The sequence below is a fragment of the Alcanivorax jadensis T9 genome (genome assembly GCF_000756655.1).
Lineage (GTDB): Bacteria > Pseudomonadota > Gammaproteobacteria > Pseudomonadales > Alcanivoracaceae > Alcanivorax > Alcanivorax jadensis.
Map to the genome: position 1 here is coordinate 473415 of NZ_ARXU01000001.1, position 15298 is coordinate 488712.

The window sequence follows — 15298 nt, forward strand, 5'->3', positions numbered from 1 at the left end:
CCCTATGAATCCAGATCTGGAACGGTTGCACCCTTACCCGTTTGAAAAACTGAAACTCCTGTTCAAGGATTTGCCCACCTCGGACAAGTCGCCCATTGCCCTGTCCATTGGCGAACCCAAGCACCCCTCGCCAGACTTTGTACAACAGGTGCTGGGCGACAACACCGCCCTGCTGTCGCGCTATCCGACTACTGCCGGCATTCCGGAGTTGAGCGACGCCATTGCGACCTGGCTCAAGCGCCGCTTCCACCTCAACAGCGTGGATGCCAGCAGCCAGGTACTACCGGTGAACGGCACCCGGGAGGCCCTGTTTGCCTTCACCCAGGCCGTCATTGACCGTCAGCGTCAGCCACTGGTGCTCATGCCCAACCCCTTCTACCAGATCTATGAAGGCGCCACCCTGCTGGCCGGTGGCGAGCCCATGTACCTGCCCTGCACCGACGACACCGGCTTGCAGCCGGATTTCGACGCGGTCAGCGAAGACACCTGGATTCGTACCCAGCTGCTGTTTATCTGCACTCCCGGCAACCCCACTGGCGCCACGCTTACCAAGGCCCAGCTCAAGGCCCTGATACAGCTCGCCGACAAGTATGATTTCGTCATCGCCTCGGATGAGTGCTACTCGGAAATCTACCGGGACAAGCCCCCCGCCGGCCTGCTTCAGGCCTGTGCGGAACTGGGCCGGGATGATTACCGCCGCTGCGTGGCATTCCACTCCCTGTCCAAGCGTTCCAACCTGCCGGGGCTGCGCTCCGGCTTTGTGGCCGGCGATAGCGAAATCCTCAAAGGTTTTCTGCGCTACCGCACCTACCACGGCTGCGCCATGCCCATTCATCACCAGCTGGCCAGCATCGCTGCCTGGAATGATGAAACCCATGTGGAAAAGAACCGGGCCCTTTATCGGGAAAAATTCGACGCGGTACTGGACATTCTCGGCGGCCCACTTAAGGTATCCGCCCCGGCTGCCGGCTTTTACCTTTGGCCGAAAACACCGATCTCCGATGAGGAATTCGCCCAGCGTCTGCAAGCGGAGCAGAATGTCACCGTACTGCCCGGCCGCTACCTGTCACGCACAGTGAATGGCAAAAACCCGGGCAAGAACCGGGTACGAATGGCGCTGGTGGCTCCGCTGGAAGAGTGTGTAGAAGGGGCGAAACGCATCAAGGCGTTACTGGATACGCTATAACATCGCCGTAGGAGCGTCGCTGGCGGCGCGATCAAAAACCAGGATCAAAAGCGATTTCACCACAGAGGGCACAGAGCACACAGAGTAAAACCCGTCTTTTCCTCAGTGATCTCTGTGCCCTCTGTGGTAAACAGCGCTTTTCAGGTTATGGGCTATCGCACCGCCAGCGAGGCTCCTACGGAAAGGCTCGAAGAGGAATACACATGGAACTGACCATCTTCGGTATCAAAAACTGCGATACCATGAAGAAAGCCATAAAGTGGCTGGATGACAACGGCGTTGGCTATCACTTTCATGACTACAAGAAGGAAGGCGTGCCCGAGCAACGTCTTCGTCAGTGGCTGGAAGCGCTGGGCTGGGAAACCGTGATCAACAAACGCGGCACCACCTGGCGCAAGCTTGATGACGCGGTAAAAGAATCCATGAACACGGAAAAGGCCATTACCGTGGCGACGGAGAATCCGTCCATCATCAAGCGCCCGATCCTGCAAAACGACCATTTCATCCTCGCCGGTTTCAAGGCCGACGAGTGGAAAGACACTTTGAATTAAGAAACGTCAGACGCCTGACGTCCGACGCATTGAAGAGAGGACACCATGAGCAACTTTTTCGCCATCGCCCTGGGCTGCGGCACCAAGAACCGCAATGACAACTGGCTGGAAGTGTTTTATCCGGATCCGGCTCTCAATCCGGATGACAAACTGGTCGAAGTCATCCGTGAAGAACTGGGTTACCAGGGTGGCAATGCCGCCATCGAGCTGACCCACCGCCAGGTACAGCACATCGCCCGCGAATGGCGCGAAGCCGGCTTCGAGCACGAAGCCAGCTATGGCGTTGCCTTCCAGGAGTCGGACCGTCCGGTGGTTCTCACCGTACTGGAAACCGATGCGGAGCCCGCGTCCACACCAGAGGCCTACCTGAAGCTGCAGCTGATCTCTCACCGCCTGGTGAAGCCACACGGCGTCAACCTGTCCGGCATGTTCCCGCTGCTGCCTAATGTGGCCTGGACCAACGAAGGGGCCGTGGACCTGGACGAACTGCCTGAGCGTCAGCTGCTGGCCCGTCTGAATGGCAAGGTGCTGGAAGTGAACAGCGTGGACAAGTTCCCCAAGATGACTGACTACGTGGTGCCCAAGGGCATACGTATCGCCGATACCGCCCGCGTCCGTCTGGGCGCCTATGTGGGCGAAGGCACCACCATCATGCATGAAGGCTTCATCAACTTTAACGCCGGTACCGAAGGCCCGGGCATGATCGAAGGTCGCATCTCTGCTGGCGTCTTCGTCGGCAAGGGCTCCGACATCGGCGGTGGCGCCTCCACCATGGGCACCCTGTCCGGCGGCGGCAACATCATCATTTCCCTGGGTGAAGGCTGCCTGCTGGGCGCCAACGCCGGTACCGGCATACCGCTGGGCGACCGCTGCACCATCGAAGCTGGCCTCTACATCACATCCGGTTCCAAGGTGCAGCTGCTGGACGACAAGGGCGAGATCGTGGACACCGTCAAAGCCCGCGATCTGGCCGGCCAGTCCGACCTGCTGTTCCGCCGCAACACCACCAATGGTGCCGTGCAGTGTCTGACCAACAAGAGCGCCATCGCCCTGAACGAAGAACTGCACAAGCACAACTGAGGCACCAAGCCCCGACCGGGCCACCTGTAGGAGCACCTCTCGAGGTGCGAACAAAGGCCAGAAGCGAGTAACTCGTGACTCGCAACCACCCTTCGCACCTCAAGAGGTGCTCCTACAGCGGCTTTGAATCACCGATACTGGAATACCCATGTCCCGCACCCTCGACTACACCAAAGAACTCATCCGCCGTGCCTCCGTCACTCCCGAGGACGAAGGCTGCCAGGACTGGATGATTGAAAAACTGGAAGCGCTTGGTTTCCAGTGCGAAACCCTGTGGTTCGAGGAAGTGCGCAATCTGTGGGCACGGCGCGGTACGCAAGGGCCGGTGTTTGCCTTTGCCGGTCACACTGACGTGGTGCCCACCGGGGATGTGTCGGCGTGGAAGTACGACCCTTTCACACCCACCGAAGAAGGTGATCTGCTCTATGGGCGCGGCACCGCGGACATGAAAGGCTCCATCGCCGCCATCATGGTGGCCATTGAGGATTTTGTGGCGGCGCATCCGGACCACAACGGCAGCCTGGCCCTGTTGATCACAGCCGATGAGGAAGGGCCGTCAGTGAACGGCACCGTCAAGGTGGTCGAGCATCTGCAGGCCCGCAATGAACACATCGACTACTGCCTGGTGGGCGAACCCTCCTCCACCAACACCGTGGGCGATGTGATCAAGAATGGTCGCCGTGGCTCCCTGGGCGCACGCCTCACCGTCAAAGGCATTCAGGGGCATGTTGCCTACCCGCACCTGGCCCGCAACCCGGTCCATGATGCGACACCGGCCCTGGCCGAGCTGGCCGGCACCGAATGGGATCAAGGAAACGATTTCTTCCCGGCCACCAGCTTCCAGATTTCCAACATCAACGCCGGCACCGGGGCCACCAATGTGATCCCCGGCACCTGCGAGGTCATTTTCAACTTCCGTTTCTCCACGGAACTGACCGATGCCCTGCTGCGCGAGCGTACCGAGGCGGTCCTGGACAAACACGGCCTGGATTACGACCTGCAATGGACCCTGTCCGGGCAGCCGTTCCTCACCGATCGCGGCGCCCTGGTGGATGCTGCCGTCACCGCTATCCGTGATGTCACCGGCCTCGACACGGAACTGTCCACCGCCGGCGGCACCAGCGACGGACGTTTTATTGCCCCCACCGGCAGCCAGGTAGTGGAGCTCGGGCCCACCAATGCCACCATCCACAAGGTGGACGAGCACACCAGCATCAGTGAGCTGGATACGCTGACCGGAATCTACACCCGCCTGCTCGAAAAGCTGATGCAGTGAATCGCCAGCAGAAATAGGCATCAAGCCGACCTCTCCTACAGGTGCCCCGGATTATCCGTTACCATGCTCGGTAACGTGACACTGCCAGGGAACGACGATGTGGCTGCATGAAATTCCGGTTGGCGGACTGCTGATCAGCCCCATGGTGCTATTCGTGCTGCTGGGCATGATGCTCACCCTGTTGACCTTCCTGCTGCTGCGCAAACTGGGTTGGCATCAGCAACTCTGGAAAAGTGCCTGGGTCTATCTGTCACTGTTTATCTGCTTTGTAGCCCTTTTCCTGAGAGCGCTGAGTTAGGGACAATTCATGCAACAACCGCTACGCATTCTGCTCACCGTAGTTCTGGTCATTCTGGCCCTGCTGGCCGGCAACTGGGTGTGGAATTATTACCTCTATGCTCCCTGGACCCGCGACGGCAAGGTGCGCGCCGAGATCATTACGCTATCCCCGGATGTGTCCGGCTGGGTCAGCGAGCTGCACATTCGTGACGACCAGACCGTGCAACAGGGCGATCCCCTGTTCCGGATTGATGACATCCGCTACCGGGCCACACTTGCCCGGGCCGAAGCCCAACTGCTCCACGAGCAGGAGTCCCTGCGCCTGGCGGAACATCAATACGAACGGCGCAAACGCCTGCACGCCGGCAACAGCATCAGCCGTGAAGAACTGGACAGTGCCCGTATCGAGGCCCAGCTTGCTGCCGCCAATGTGGCGCTGGCCGAGGCAGAACTGGCCAGCGCCAGAATCAACCTGGAACGAACCCGTGTGGAAGCTCCCGCAGACGGCACTATCGTCAACCTGACCCTGCAGCAGGGTAACTTCGTTAATCAGGGCACGCCGGTAGTGTCGATGGTCAAGACTGGCAGCTTCTATGTCACCGGCTACTTCGAGGAAACCAAGCTGCCCATGGTGGAAGTGGGCCAGCGGGCCACAGTGGTACTGATGAACGGCGCCCGCAAACTGCGCGGCAAGGTCACCAGCGTGGGCCAGGCCATCGCCAATGCCAACACTCAGACTGACGGCCAGCTATTGCCCCAGGTCCAGCAGACCTTCAACTGGGTGCGCCTGGCCCAGCGCATTCCTGTGCATATCGAGCTGGACCACATTCCCGATGACATTCTGCTGGCCGCTGGCATGACTGCCACCGTGCGCCTCCACGAGCAGGACACCAAGAGCGAGCAATGAAACTGGATCCGCGACTGGCTGTTCTGCTCACTCCTGACCGCCAGTCTGTCCTGTTCGCCGCCAAGGGCGTCATCGCCATGGCCCTGGCACTCTATCTGTCCATGCTGCTGCAACTGGACCGGCCCTACTGGGCGCTGATCTCCGCCGTGTTCCTGCAAGTCCGCCCGGAAACCGGGCTGGTGATTGAAAAAGGCTTCTGCCAGATCGGCGGCACCCTGGTAGGCGGCGCCATGGGCCTACTGATCCTGGCCTGGCTACTCCCCTACCCGGCCCTGGCCATTGGCGCACTGACCCTGTGGATCGGCCTCAATGCCGGCGCCTCCGCCTGGGTGCGCCAGGCTAATTTCATCTACGGTTTCGCCATGGCGGGCATCACCGCCACCCTCATCGTGGTGCTGGCCATCGCCGACCCGGCCAATACCTCCAGCCTGGGCATATTCCACATTGCCAACGCCCGGGTCAGTGAGATCATTCTCGGCGCCGTCTGCGCCACTCTGGTAAGCAGCCTGCTGTGGCCAGTACGAGTCAGCGGTCTGCTCAAGGAGCATGCCCGCACCGCCCTCAACCAGACACTGGCCTATCTGGAACTGGAACTGGACCCGACGGGCACTCACGCCAAACGCCACAACCAGGTGGATACCCTGCTGCAGGGTATTTTTGCGCTCAGTGATGACAGCAGCGCCGTTCACTACGAGGGCAGCCATGGCCCGGGGCGGGCCCGGGCGGCTACCGTGATCTGCCACAAAACCCTGTCACTGGTAGCCCGCATCCGCGTGATCGGGCGCCTGATGCGTAACCATGATGATCTGCTCACCCCGGCCTTGCGCGACCTGCTTGATGCCTTGCGCACCGCCTTCCAGCGCATGCGCGAAACCCGCTCCGCCGAGCAGGCCATGAAAGAAGCCCAGACCCTGCGCCAGCAACTGCGCGAAGCCCGCGGCGAGCAAGCCGAGGATGCCCCGCCTCTGCAGCGGCGCTTCTTCCAGGTCAGCCAGAACCTGACCGCTGACCTGATCCTGGCTCTGGAGGCCAACCGTGCCCTGCATTTCAGCCATGAAGTGCAACTGCGGCCACAGGGCCTGCGGCCTTACCGGGATCTGCAGATCGCCGCCGCCGTGGGCCTGCGCAGTGCGCTGGTGTTTGCCCTTGCCGCCGGTCTCTGGGTAGGCACTGCCAGTCCCATGGCCATCATGCTGATGATCATGCCGGTCATGTTCACCATTCTCTTTGCACGTCTGCCAGAGCCGGATCAGGTGCTGAAACGGGCCACCTTCAGTTCTGTGCTGGCCACCCCGGTGGCCCTGTTTTTCACCCTCCCCCTGCTGGCGCTCAATAACGGCAACTTTCCCCTGCTCATCCTGATTCTCGGCGCGCCTTTGTTTGTCGGCCTGCTGGCCATCAGCAAACGCCTGACCCTGCCCCTGGGGCTGGGCTTCTGTACGCCCTATATCATTCTGGTGCAGCCGGGCAACGCCATGGATTTTGACGTGGCCCGGGTGGCCAGTAACGGCCTGGCAATCACCGCAGGAATCGCCATCGCCTTCCTCATGTTCCGGCTGATTACGCCCCCCAATGGCCCCAACCTGCGCCGCCGACTGATCCGCCAGACCGCCACCGACCTGACCTTGATGGGCAATACCTCTGCGACCACGACGGGCACCGCCAACATCAATGAGGAATGGTTCAATGCCCGCATGGCCGACCGTCTGCGCTGGCTGACCATCTGTGACAAGGCCCTGCCCGAGGCCCAGCGCCATTTCACGGACCTGGGCCTCACCGGACTGAACCTGGGCCAGGTTTCCCTGTGGATTCAAAGTCGCCTGCGCAGCAATGCAACACCCGCGCTGCTCGACAGCGCCGATCGCTGGCAACTGGCCCTGGCTGCGGCCTACCAGGCCTGTTCCCGTGGCGCCGTCGACCAGGGCTTTCGCCAGCAATCGGAAAGGCTCAAACTGGCTATGGACGATGCTGGCAACCTGGCTCAGCGTGACCGTGAGTTGATTGCCGGCGCCCTGGAACGCATTGCCCTGACCTTCGAGCGCATGGCGTTCCGGCTGACGGAAGCGCAGCAAAGCCGTGGCGTCACCGCCTGAAATCGGCCCGAACAGCACTAGCCACAATGTCTACTCTGTGTTTACCTATGTGCCTTTCCCGGAGTCAGACACTGGCCCTCTCAGAACAGCCCGCAGGCCGCCTTTGCGACCTGCCGTGATGGAGACTTCCTCACATGACCGCGCAAGAAAAACTGGATAGCAAAACCGTACTGGACACCAACCCGGCCACCGGCACCGCCGTGGCCGAGCTGAATGAAACCGATCTGGCCAAACTGCCCGAGATCATGACCCGGGCCCGTGAAGCCCAGGCGATCTGGGCGGCCAAATCGTTCAAGGAACGGGCTCGCCATATCACCATGATGCGCAGCTACATTGTCGACCGCGCCGACGACCTGGCTCGCACCGTCAGCGAAAGCAACGGCAAGACCCTTACCGATGCCCTGGCCACCGAAGTGCTGCCCTGCGCCCTGGCCTGCAAGTGGTATGCGAACAACGCGGAAAAATATCTGAAAGAGAAGAACCGCCCCGGCGGTAGCATCCTGTTCTTCAACAAGAAGACCCACATGCTGCGTGTACCACTGGGCGTGGTGGGCATTATCAGCCCCTGGAACTATCCGCTGTCGATCCCCTTCGGTGAAATCGTCATGGGCCTGATGGCGGGTAATGCCGTACTGCTGAAAGTGGCCGCTGCCACCCCGGCAGTCGGGCGCGCCATCGAGCAGATCATCGCCGCCGGTGAATTGCCTGAGGGTCTGTTCCATCACATCGTCGGCTCCGGCTCCAAAGTGGCCACTGGTTACTTTGAGAATGGCGTGGACAAGCTGTTCTTCACCGGCAGCGTCCCCGCCGGCAAAACCCTGATGGCCCAGGCCGCTGAAACCCTCACTCCGGTATCCCTGGAGCTGGGCGGCAACGACCCCATGCTGGTGCTGGAAGATGCGGACCTGGAACGGGCCACCAACGGTGCCGCCTGGGCCGGTTACCAGAATGCCGGTCAAAGTTGTGGCGGTGTGGAACGGGTGTATGTGGTGGACGCGGTCTACGACCAGTTCGTGGATCTACTCGCCAAGAAGACCCGCCAGCTGCGTCACGGGGTAGGCTGCAACGATTTCAATGTAGATATCGGCAGCCTGACCACTGCCGGCCAGCTTCGCACCGTGCAGCAACACCTGGAAGATGCCCTGGCCAAAGGCGCCCGTATCGAAGCCCAGTCCCGCCCGGTAGGCAACGTGGAAAACGGCTTCTTCCACCCGGCGACGCTGCTGACCAATGTCACCGACGACATGCTCACCATGTGCGATGAAACCTTCGGCCCCCTGATTGCCGTGCAACGCGTGGCTAACGAAGAAGACGCCATCCGCAAGGCCAACGAATCCAAGCTGGCACTGACCTCCTCCGTGTGGACCAAGAACAACAAGCGTGGCCGCGCCATTGCTGCCCGTCTGCAGTCCGGGGTCACCACCATCAATGATCACCTTTACAGCCACGGCCTCTCCGAAACCCCCTGGGGCGGCTGGAAGGAATCCGGCATCGGCCGCACCCACGGCCCGGAAGGCCTGGAGGAGATGACCCAGGCCAAAGCGGTCAACTGGGACATCCTGCCCTCCAAGCGAAACATCTTCTGGTACCCCTTCGACGAAGCCACCTACAACGGCATCAAGAACGCCCTGCACTTCGTCTTCCCCAAAGGCCTCGGCCAGATGCTCAGCGCCTCACTGAAACTCACCCCGTTCCTGGTGAAGAAAATGTTTACCAAATGGAAAACGGATTGAGGCAGTGAATAGTTAACAATTAATAGTGAACAGTTTCGCGGAACAGGTTTGAACTGTTTTGAAACGCAAGAGGCCGCGTCCAAATCATGGACGCGGCCTCTTTGTTTTCAGTCCAGAAGGCGCGAAACCGCGCCGCTGTTAACTGTTCACTATTAACTATTCACTGATCTTATCAAGCCACTCCTGATCTGGCGCATACCACCACGAGCCCATCACCGGGCGAGTGTAGTCCAGCAGGCGGTCTTTGACGGTATCGTCGGCGATGCCGTACATGCGGCGAAGCAGGTAGTCGTAGCGATCCAGTTCGCAGCAGAAGGCCAGGAAGTACAGGCCGTGTTCACTGCTGTCGCCGTAGGGGACCGAGCGGCGCCACATTTTTTGGGGAACACCATCGCGATCCACATCGGTGCGGCCCACATGGGCATTCGCCGGCATGCGTTCTTCGTCAAACTCCACTGCATCTTCCTTGGTGCGGCCGAACACGTTTTCCTGTTCGTTGACCGGCAGTTGGTTGAATTTCTTCAGGTCATGAACCCACTTCTGGGTCAGCACCCAACTACCACCGGCACCGGGGTGTGGCTCGGCAATGAAGGCGGCCTCTTCTGCCTTTTCACCGGTGGGATTGCCAATGCCATCGACAAACCCGGTCAGGTCACGCATGTCGTGGTAGACGAAGCTGTTCAGCTCCAGCTGCGTGGAAAGCAGCTCGCCCACGGTATCGCGTACCTGCATGCCGGTATCGAATAGATCACCGCGCTCTTTCGCCTGCACCCAGACCCACAGATCCCCCTGGGTTGCCGGCACATGGCCTTCCAAGGAAAACGGCGGGAAGCTGAAGCGGGTGTCCAGTTGCTCCCAGAGGGCTGGCCCGAACGCCATCAACACCGGTGTCTTTTCACTTTTCAGCGAATTCAGCTGGTGCAAAGCGGCTCTGACTGCCTGCATCTCCTGGCCACTGCCAAGGCAGAATTCGAAGAACAGATGATGTTGATAACTACGATCAAAAATCCCCGTTTGCGGTGTCGACACCGTTAACTCCTTAGTCCTTATCAATAAACTGCCAACAGTCTAGCAAGGCTACCTGACTTGTTCCCGTGAATATAACGGTATACTGGACCATGGTACGAGTTGGCAGACGCAATTCTGAAACAAATTGAAATATGCGCTGGTGTTCCCTGCCCAGGGCTTTCGCTACACTTGCGGCACACTAGTTAACTGAATCCGACTATGACACCTTGGCTTGGCCTGGATCGCCTGGGCTTCTTCCTGATCCGCATTTTCCTGCGTTTGTGCACACGTGCTAACGCGCTGCCTTCCAACCCTGACGAACTGCAACTTGCCCCCAATACCCCGGTGGTCTATGTGCTGCGTGATCGCTCTGCCGCCGATGCAGCAGCAGCGGATCAATCCGCACGACAATTGGGCCTTGCATCTGCACTGCATGGGTTGACGCTGGGCAAAAGCCACCTGAGCCATAGTTACTTCCAGCTGTACCGGCGCAAATTCAGTAATGGCCGGCAGCGAACCCCCGTGTCACCGCCACGGCTGGAAAAACTGGTCAGCGCACTACGCGCCAATCCCGAAGCCGATGTACAGCTGGTGCCGGTATCGGTGTTCTGGGGCCGCCGTCCGGAAAAGGAAAGCTCTCTGTGGCGCATTCTGTTTTCCGACAACTGGTCGCCGGCGGGTTTCATCAAGAAATTCTTTATCATCGTCACCCAGGGCCGGCAGTTGTACGTCCATTTCAGCAAGCCCATGTCCCTACGCACCCTGGTGGATCAGTGCCCCACGGACGAACAGACCGTGCGCAAGGCCTCCCGCATTCTGCGTGTGCATTTTCGCCGTCAGCAGGAAGCCGCCATCGGCCCGGATCTGTCGCACCGTCGCACCCTCACCAATACCGTGGTGGACTCCATCCCGGTACAGGAAGCCATCCGCGCCGAGGCCCAGCGCCAGGAAACCAGTATCGAGAAGGTGGAAGCCAAGGCTCGCCATTACGCCATGGAAATCGCCGCGGATTACTCCCATACCGTCATTCGGTCTCTGGAGTTGTTCCTGAACTGGGTCTGGAACCGGCTTTATGCCGGGGTCAGGTTGTACAACATGGACAACCTGACCAAGGTAGCCGGTGATCACGAAGTGATCTATGTGCCCTGCCACCGCAGTCATATTGACTACCTGCTGCTGTCATTTGTGGTATTCCGCAATGGCCTGGTACCGCCGCACATCGCCGCCGGCATCAACCTGAATATGCCCATCGTCGGGACTATCCTGCGACGGGGCGGTGCTTTCTTCATGCGCCGCAGCTTTCGTGACAACCCCCTGTACGCCACCGTTTTCAGCGAATACCTTCATACCATCACCGTACGTGGTTACTCCATCGAGTACTTCGTGGAAGGTGGGCGCAGCCGTAGCGGCCGAATGTTGAAGCCGCGCACCGGTATGCTCGCCATGACTCTGCGCAGCTTTCTGCGTGATGCCCGCAAGCCGATTGCCTTTGTGCCGGTTTATGTGGGCTATGAGAAAGTGATCGAATCAGGCTCCTATATCGGCGAGCTGCACGGCAAGAAAAAGCAGAAGGAATCTGTCGGCGGGCTGATGAAATCCCTGGCGGTGCTGCGCAGTCACTTCGGCCAGGTGCACGTGAATTTCGGTGAGCCCATCAAGCTGGTGGACTTCCTCGACGAGCATCACACCGCCTGGCGCAGCGAAGACCTGGCTGCCGATGAAAGCCCAGCCTGGTTCAAGCATGTGGTCAATGAACTCGGACAGGAAGTGGTGGAATCCATCAATGCCGCCGCCGTCGCCAACCCGATCAACCTGCTCAGCCTGGCCCTGCTGGCGTCGCCCAAACACACCATGGATGTGGCCCAGTTACGCCAGCAGCTGAACCTCTACATCGCCCTGCTCAAACAGGCTCCCTACAGTGACAGCGCCTCCATCGCCACGGATGATGCTTCAGCCATCATCCAGTATGGGCTGGACAACGAGTTCCTGGAGCGCATCGAGCACAAGCTCGGCGATGTGGTCACCACCGATGAAAAAACGGCCCTGCAGATGGCCTATGTCCGCAACAACAGCCTGCACCTGTTTATTCTCCCCGGTCTGATCTGCTCGCTGGTGATGAACGCTCGCTCTATCAGCATTGACACCCTGCAGAGCATGGTGCATTTGCTCTACCCCTTCCTGCGCAATGAATACTATCTCCACTGGCAGGACGGCGACGACCTGTCCCGGGCGGTCAGCAAGACGGTGGATGTGCTGGAGAAGGAACAGCTGATCAGCCGCGAAGACCATTGTCTGCACGGCGCCCCTATCCACACCCATGAATCCGACATGCTGGACCATCTAGGCCAGACGGTCATGCCGTCTCTGGAGCGTTACTATCTGACCATTCGCCTGCTGGTTCAGTACGGCTCAGGCATGCTCACCGCCGACCAGCTGGGGGAACTGGCTCACCAGACCGCGCAACGACTGTCGCTGCTCTACGAGTTCAACTCTCCAGAATTTTTCGACAAGGTGGTGCTGAAAAACTTTATCAGCCAGTTGTACGGTACCGGCCTGGTCACCACGAACGATGCCGGCGCCCTGGTGTTTGACGAGAAACTGGAATCGCTTGACGATGAAGCCCGCCGTATCCTCAGCCCGGATATCAGCGACGCCATTCAACGGGTGACGCGGGTGACAGACATTGAGCACCTGGTGGAGCCGGCCTCCTCTGCTTCCTGAGACCGGCAACCGTAGCTGACAAAAAATACCCGCCAAATGGCGGGTATTTTTATTTCCGGGCACACAGCCAACCGCTAGATGGCAATGGAAACACCCAGGCTGTAGTTGATGCTCTCCAGATCCATTTCCAGTTCCCGGGACAGTGCCACCGTACCGCCAACCCCATTGGCCGTATCACCACTTTCCACGGTACCGGCATCCACATAGAAAATGGAGAAATCCACGGAGGCCGCATCACTGAGCCAGTAGGCAACACCCCCACCAAATTTGAAGGCAAATTCGGTGCTGCCACCGTCTTCAATGGTTGCAGATGCGCCACTAACGAAAACGGTCATATCCTCCAGTTCGTTATCGGCAAGACCGATACCCGCCCCTACATAGGGGTCAAAGGCCCCGGTGCCACGGTCATTCATGAAGTGGTAGTAGCCATTGATCATGAGAAGATGACTGGTGGTCTTGGCCTCGAACGTCCCCGCCTCTGAAGCCCCGCCGGAGCTGACGGTAACGCCATCGTCTTCCTTGGACGCCAGAGAGAAATCCAGTGCAACTTCTGCGCGCAAGTTGGGGGAAAGCCAGGTACCACCTGCTACGCTAAGATAATCCGTACCACCCGGATCGTACCCATCGATGGCCAGAGTCTCTTCTGAAGGACTCGCAACCGTAAAATCCATATCTTGTTCATCGTAATCGGCAAGGCTATAGGCAAACCGCAGGTAGTTATCGGCCATGGCAGATGCCGGCAAAACCAGAGGCAATGCCGCAGTCAACGCAAGCAAACGGAAGGTATTCATTATCTTATCCTCATGCTTAAAGTGTCATTCCTTAACAGCAACACATCAGGTGCACCTTTGACGCTATCAAAGCGACATCATTGTGTCTATTTTATGATCAATTCATGAATGCGTTACAGGATGGACTAGTTGCTCAGCGATTCGGGCTACTCATAGACATCAAAACGAATAGCCTTGCCGGCAATCTGATGATGAGGGCTGCGTTTTGCCAGCGGTTCAGCCTTGCCGGGCCGTTTGACCACCACCCGATGCGGATCAAGACCAAGCGCCCATTCCAGCAACGCCGCTTCTTCGTTCTGATCGGGATAGGCTGCCAATTGCTGAAGCCATTGCAGGTCTTTTTTTACCGCCGCACTTTTGTCCCGCGATGGAAACATGGGATCAAGATAGACCGCATGCAGCGGCGGCAAGGTGTGCGCGCCAGCATCCGCGCAGGGTAGCAACTGCATGGCGGCAGCGAGCTCTGCAGGCGCCCGCCGCAAGCCATCAGCCAGCATGGCATGGAGAATCGGCGAGCGTTCCGCCAGCAATACCGGAAACCCGGCCATGGCGATCAGGGCCGCATCCCGGCCCAGGCCAGCGGTGGCATCCAGAACAGTAAAGGTTTCTTCCCGGGGTTTTCCCAGCGCCTTGATCAACCGCTCGTGGCGAACCCGCTCCGCCGTCAGTCGGTAGCCCTGTTTGCCATCATTAAAGCTGACGCTCAAGGGAGTTTCCCGCCCTTGCGGTCGCCACAGGCTGAGGCGCTCCTCATGCCAGCCCAGCACCAGCGGCAGGCCCAGTTCCACCGCTCTGTCCGCCTCTTCTACCGGCGTACCGGGAAGCCCGTCAGGGCACCCGGGTAACAGACCCAGCACCGTAGCCAGCATGGAATCAGGCCAGCCACGCCAGTAGCGCAACGCCAAGAACCAGGCGGTACACCACAAACGGCAGCATGCCGATGCGCTCAAGCAGACGAATGAAGAACACAATGGTCAGATACGCCGTAATCGCACTGACCACCGCACCCAGGGCCATCAGTCCCCAGTCCACCGCTACCTGCTGCTCGACAAGATCCTTTGTCTTGAGCAATCCCGCACCAAGAATGACTGGAATGGAAAGCAGAAAGGAAAAGCGGGCAGCGTCCTCGCGCTTGTAACCCAGCGCCAGTGCCGCCGTGATGGTAATACCGCTACGGGAGGTACCGGGAATCAGTGCCAGAGCCTGGGCCAGGCCGATAAAAATGGCGCCAATGACCCCCAGTCTCACCAGACTGAACTGGCGCTTGCCGAACGCATCGGCAGCCCACAGCAACGCGCCAAACACCAGGGTAGTAACGGCAATCACCAGTGCAGAACGCAACTCCCGTTCAATCCAGTCATCACCAACAAAGCCGAACACCACCGCAGGAATGGTAGCCAACACCACCAGCAGTCCCAGTTTCAGGTCGTCGTTCATGGTGCGCTGGGTCACCGCTTTGCCGGCACCGCCGACCATGGCAAAAAGATCCCGGCGGTAGTAGGCCATCACCGCCATCAGGGTGCCCAGGTGCACGGCCACATCAAAGGCCAGCCCCTGATCGGGCCAGCCCAGTACCTGAGACGGCAGAATCAGATGGGCAGAACTGGAAATGGGAAGAAACTCGGTAAGTCCCTGTATCAGGGCAAGCACCAGGGCCTGGAACCAATCCATGG

Annotated in this window: 13 protein-coding genes; 9 read left to right on the forward strand and 4 right to left on the reverse strand. The window is 59.4% G+C overall.

The window, feature by feature from the left end:
- Window positions 1-4 precede the first annotated feature (4 nt).
- The 8 genes from dapC to T9A_RS02220 all read left to right on the forward strand — a co-directional run bounded on the left by dapC (window position 5) and on the right by T9A_RS02220 (window position 9105).
- Window positions 5-1186 carry a succinyldiaminopimelate transaminase gene (gene dapC, locus T9A_RS02185; RefSeq protein WP_035244671.1) on the forward strand — a complete coding sequence of 394 codons (1182 nt, stop codon included), beginning with the start codon at window positions 5-7 and terminating at the stop codon, window positions 1184-1186.
- A 203-nt stretch (window positions 1187-1389) separates the two neighbouring features.
- On the forward strand, window positions 1390-1737 hold the full coding sequence (locus T9A_RS02190) for an ArsC family reductase (RefSeq protein ID WP_084573361.1): 348 nt from the start codon (window positions 1390-1392) through the stop codon (window positions 1735-1737).
- 45 nt (window positions 1738-1782) lie between these two features.
- Window positions 1783-2817, forward strand: coding sequence for a 2,3,4,5-tetrahydropyridine-2,6-dicarboxylate N-succinyltransferase (gene dapD / locus T9A_RS02195; protein ID WP_035244673.1), 1035 nt, complete (start codon window positions 1783-1785; stop codon window positions 2815-2817).
- A 148-nt stretch (window positions 2818-2965) separates the two neighbouring features.
- Window positions 2966-4093 carry a succinyl-diaminopimelate desuccinylase gene (dapE, locus tag T9A_RS02200; RefSeq protein WP_035244675.1) on the forward strand — a complete coding sequence of 376 codons (1128 nt, stop codon included), beginning with the start codon at window positions 2966-2968 and terminating at the stop codon, window positions 4091-4093.
- A gap of 97 nt (window positions 4094-4190) precedes the next feature.
- Window positions 4191-4391, forward strand: coding sequence for a DUF1656 domain-containing protein (locus T9A_RS02205; protein ID WP_035244676.1), 201 nt, complete (start codon window positions 4191-4193; stop codon window positions 4389-4391).
- Window positions 4392-4400: 9 nt separating this feature from the next.
- Window positions 4401-5279: an efflux RND transporter periplasmic adaptor subunit gene (locus tag T9A_RS02210; protein ID WP_035244678.1), complete on the forward strand. Its 879-nt coding sequence runs from the start codon at window positions 4401-4403 to the stop codon at window positions 5277-5279.
- Window positions 5276-7372 carry an FUSC family protein gene (locus T9A_RS02215; protein ID WP_052042434.1) on the forward strand — a complete coding sequence of 699 codons (2097 nt, stop codon included), beginning with the start codon at window positions 5276-5278 and terminating at the stop codon, window positions 7370-7372. The genes T9A_RS02210 and T9A_RS02215 overlap by 4 nt, the downstream gene beginning before the upstream one ends.
- Window positions 7373-7506: 134 nt before the next feature.
- On the forward strand, window positions 7507-9105 hold the full coding sequence (locus T9A_RS02220) for an aldehyde dehydrogenase family protein (RefSeq protein ID WP_035244680.1): 1599 nt from the start codon (window positions 7507-7509) through the stop codon (window positions 9103-9105).
- A 156-nt stretch (window positions 9106-9261) separates the two neighbouring features.
- Here T9A_RS02220 and T9A_RS02225 read toward each other — a convergent pair whose 3' ends face one another.
- Window positions 9262-10134, reverse strand: coding sequence for a Dyp-type peroxidase (locus T9A_RS02225; RefSeq protein WP_035244681.1), 873 nt, complete (start codon window positions 10132-10134; stop codon window positions 9262-9264).
- A 198-nt stretch (window positions 10135-10332) separates the two neighbouring features.
- On the opposite strand from T9A_RS02225, the gene plsB reads away from it, so the two are divergent.
- Window positions 10333-12834, forward strand: coding sequence for a glycerol-3-phosphate 1-O-acyltransferase PlsB (gene plsB, locus T9A_RS02230; protein ID WP_035244683.1), 2502 nt, complete (start codon window positions 10333-10335; stop codon window positions 12832-12834).
- A gap of 74 nt (window positions 12835-12908) precedes the next feature.
- Here the strand turns inward: plsB and T9A_RS16545 are convergent, their stop codons facing one another.
- The 3 genes from T9A_RS16545 to T9A_RS02245 all read right to left on the reverse strand — a co-directional run bounded on the left by T9A_RS16545 (window position 12909) and on the right by T9A_RS02245 (window position 15296).
- Entirely contained in the window at window positions 12909-13625 is a 717-nt protein-coding gene (locus T9A_RS16545; RefSeq protein ID WP_052042435.1) for an outer membrane protein, read from the reverse strand.
- Between the two features lie 146 nt (window positions 13626-13771).
- On the reverse strand, window positions 13772-14524 hold the full coding sequence (locus T9A_RS02240; RefSeq protein WP_232221961.1) for a class I SAM-dependent methyltransferase: 753 nt from the start codon (window positions 14522-14524) through the stop codon (window positions 13772-13774).
- Window positions 14499-15296 (reverse strand): undecaprenyl-diphosphate phosphatase, encoded by a 798-nt coding sequence (locus tag T9A_RS02245; protein ID WP_035244684.1) that lies wholly within the window; start codon window positions 15294-15296, stop codon window positions 14499-14501. The genes T9A_RS02240 and T9A_RS02245 overlap by 26 nt, the downstream gene beginning before the upstream one ends.
- Window positions 15297-15298: the final 2 nt, after the last annotated feature.

Excerpts from the sequence above, each read along its gene's own strand:
- plsB (WP_035244683.1), top strand. The coding sequence starts at position 10,333 with ATGACACCTTGGCTTGGCCTGGATCGCCTGGGCTTCTTCCTGATCCGC.
- dapE (WP_035244675.1), top strand. The coding sequence starts at position 2,966 with ATGTCCCGCACCCTCGACTACACCAAAGAACTCATCCGCCGTGCCTCC.
- T9A_RS02190 (WP_084573361.1), top strand. The coding sequence starts at position 1,390 with ATGGAACTGACCATCTTCGGTATCAAAAACTGCGATACCATGAAGAAA.
- T9A_RS02245 (WP_035244684.1), bottom strand. The coding sequence starts at position 15,296 with ATGGATTGGTTCCAGGCCCTGGTGCTTGCCCTGATACAGGGACTTACC.
- dapC (WP_035244671.1), top strand. The coding sequence starts at position 5 with ATGAATCCAGATCTGGAACGGTTGCACCCTTACCCGTTTGAAAAACTG.
- T9A_RS02205 (WP_035244676.1), top strand. The coding sequence starts at position 4,191 with ATGTGGCTGCATGAAATTCCGGTTGGCGGACTGCTGATCAGCCCCATG.
- dapD (WP_035244673.1), top strand. The coding sequence starts at position 1,783 with ATGAGCAACTTTTTCGCCATCGCCCTGGGCTGCGGCACCAAGAACCGC.
- T9A_RS02220 (WP_035244680.1), top strand. The coding sequence starts at position 7,507 with ATGACCGCGCAAGAAAAACTGGATAGCAAAACCGTACTGGACACCAAC.
- T9A_RS02215 (WP_052042434.1), top strand. The coding sequence starts at position 5,276 with ATGAAACTGGATCCGCGACTGGCTGTTCTGCTCACTCCTGACCGCCAG.
- T9A_RS02210 (WP_035244678.1), top strand. The coding sequence starts at position 4,401 with ATGCAACAACCGCTACGCATTCTGCTCACCGTAGTTCTGGTCATTCTG.
- T9A_RS16545 (WP_052042435.1), bottom strand. The coding sequence starts at position 13,625 with ATGAATACCTTCCGTTTGCTTGCGTTGACTGCGGCATTGCCTCTGGTT.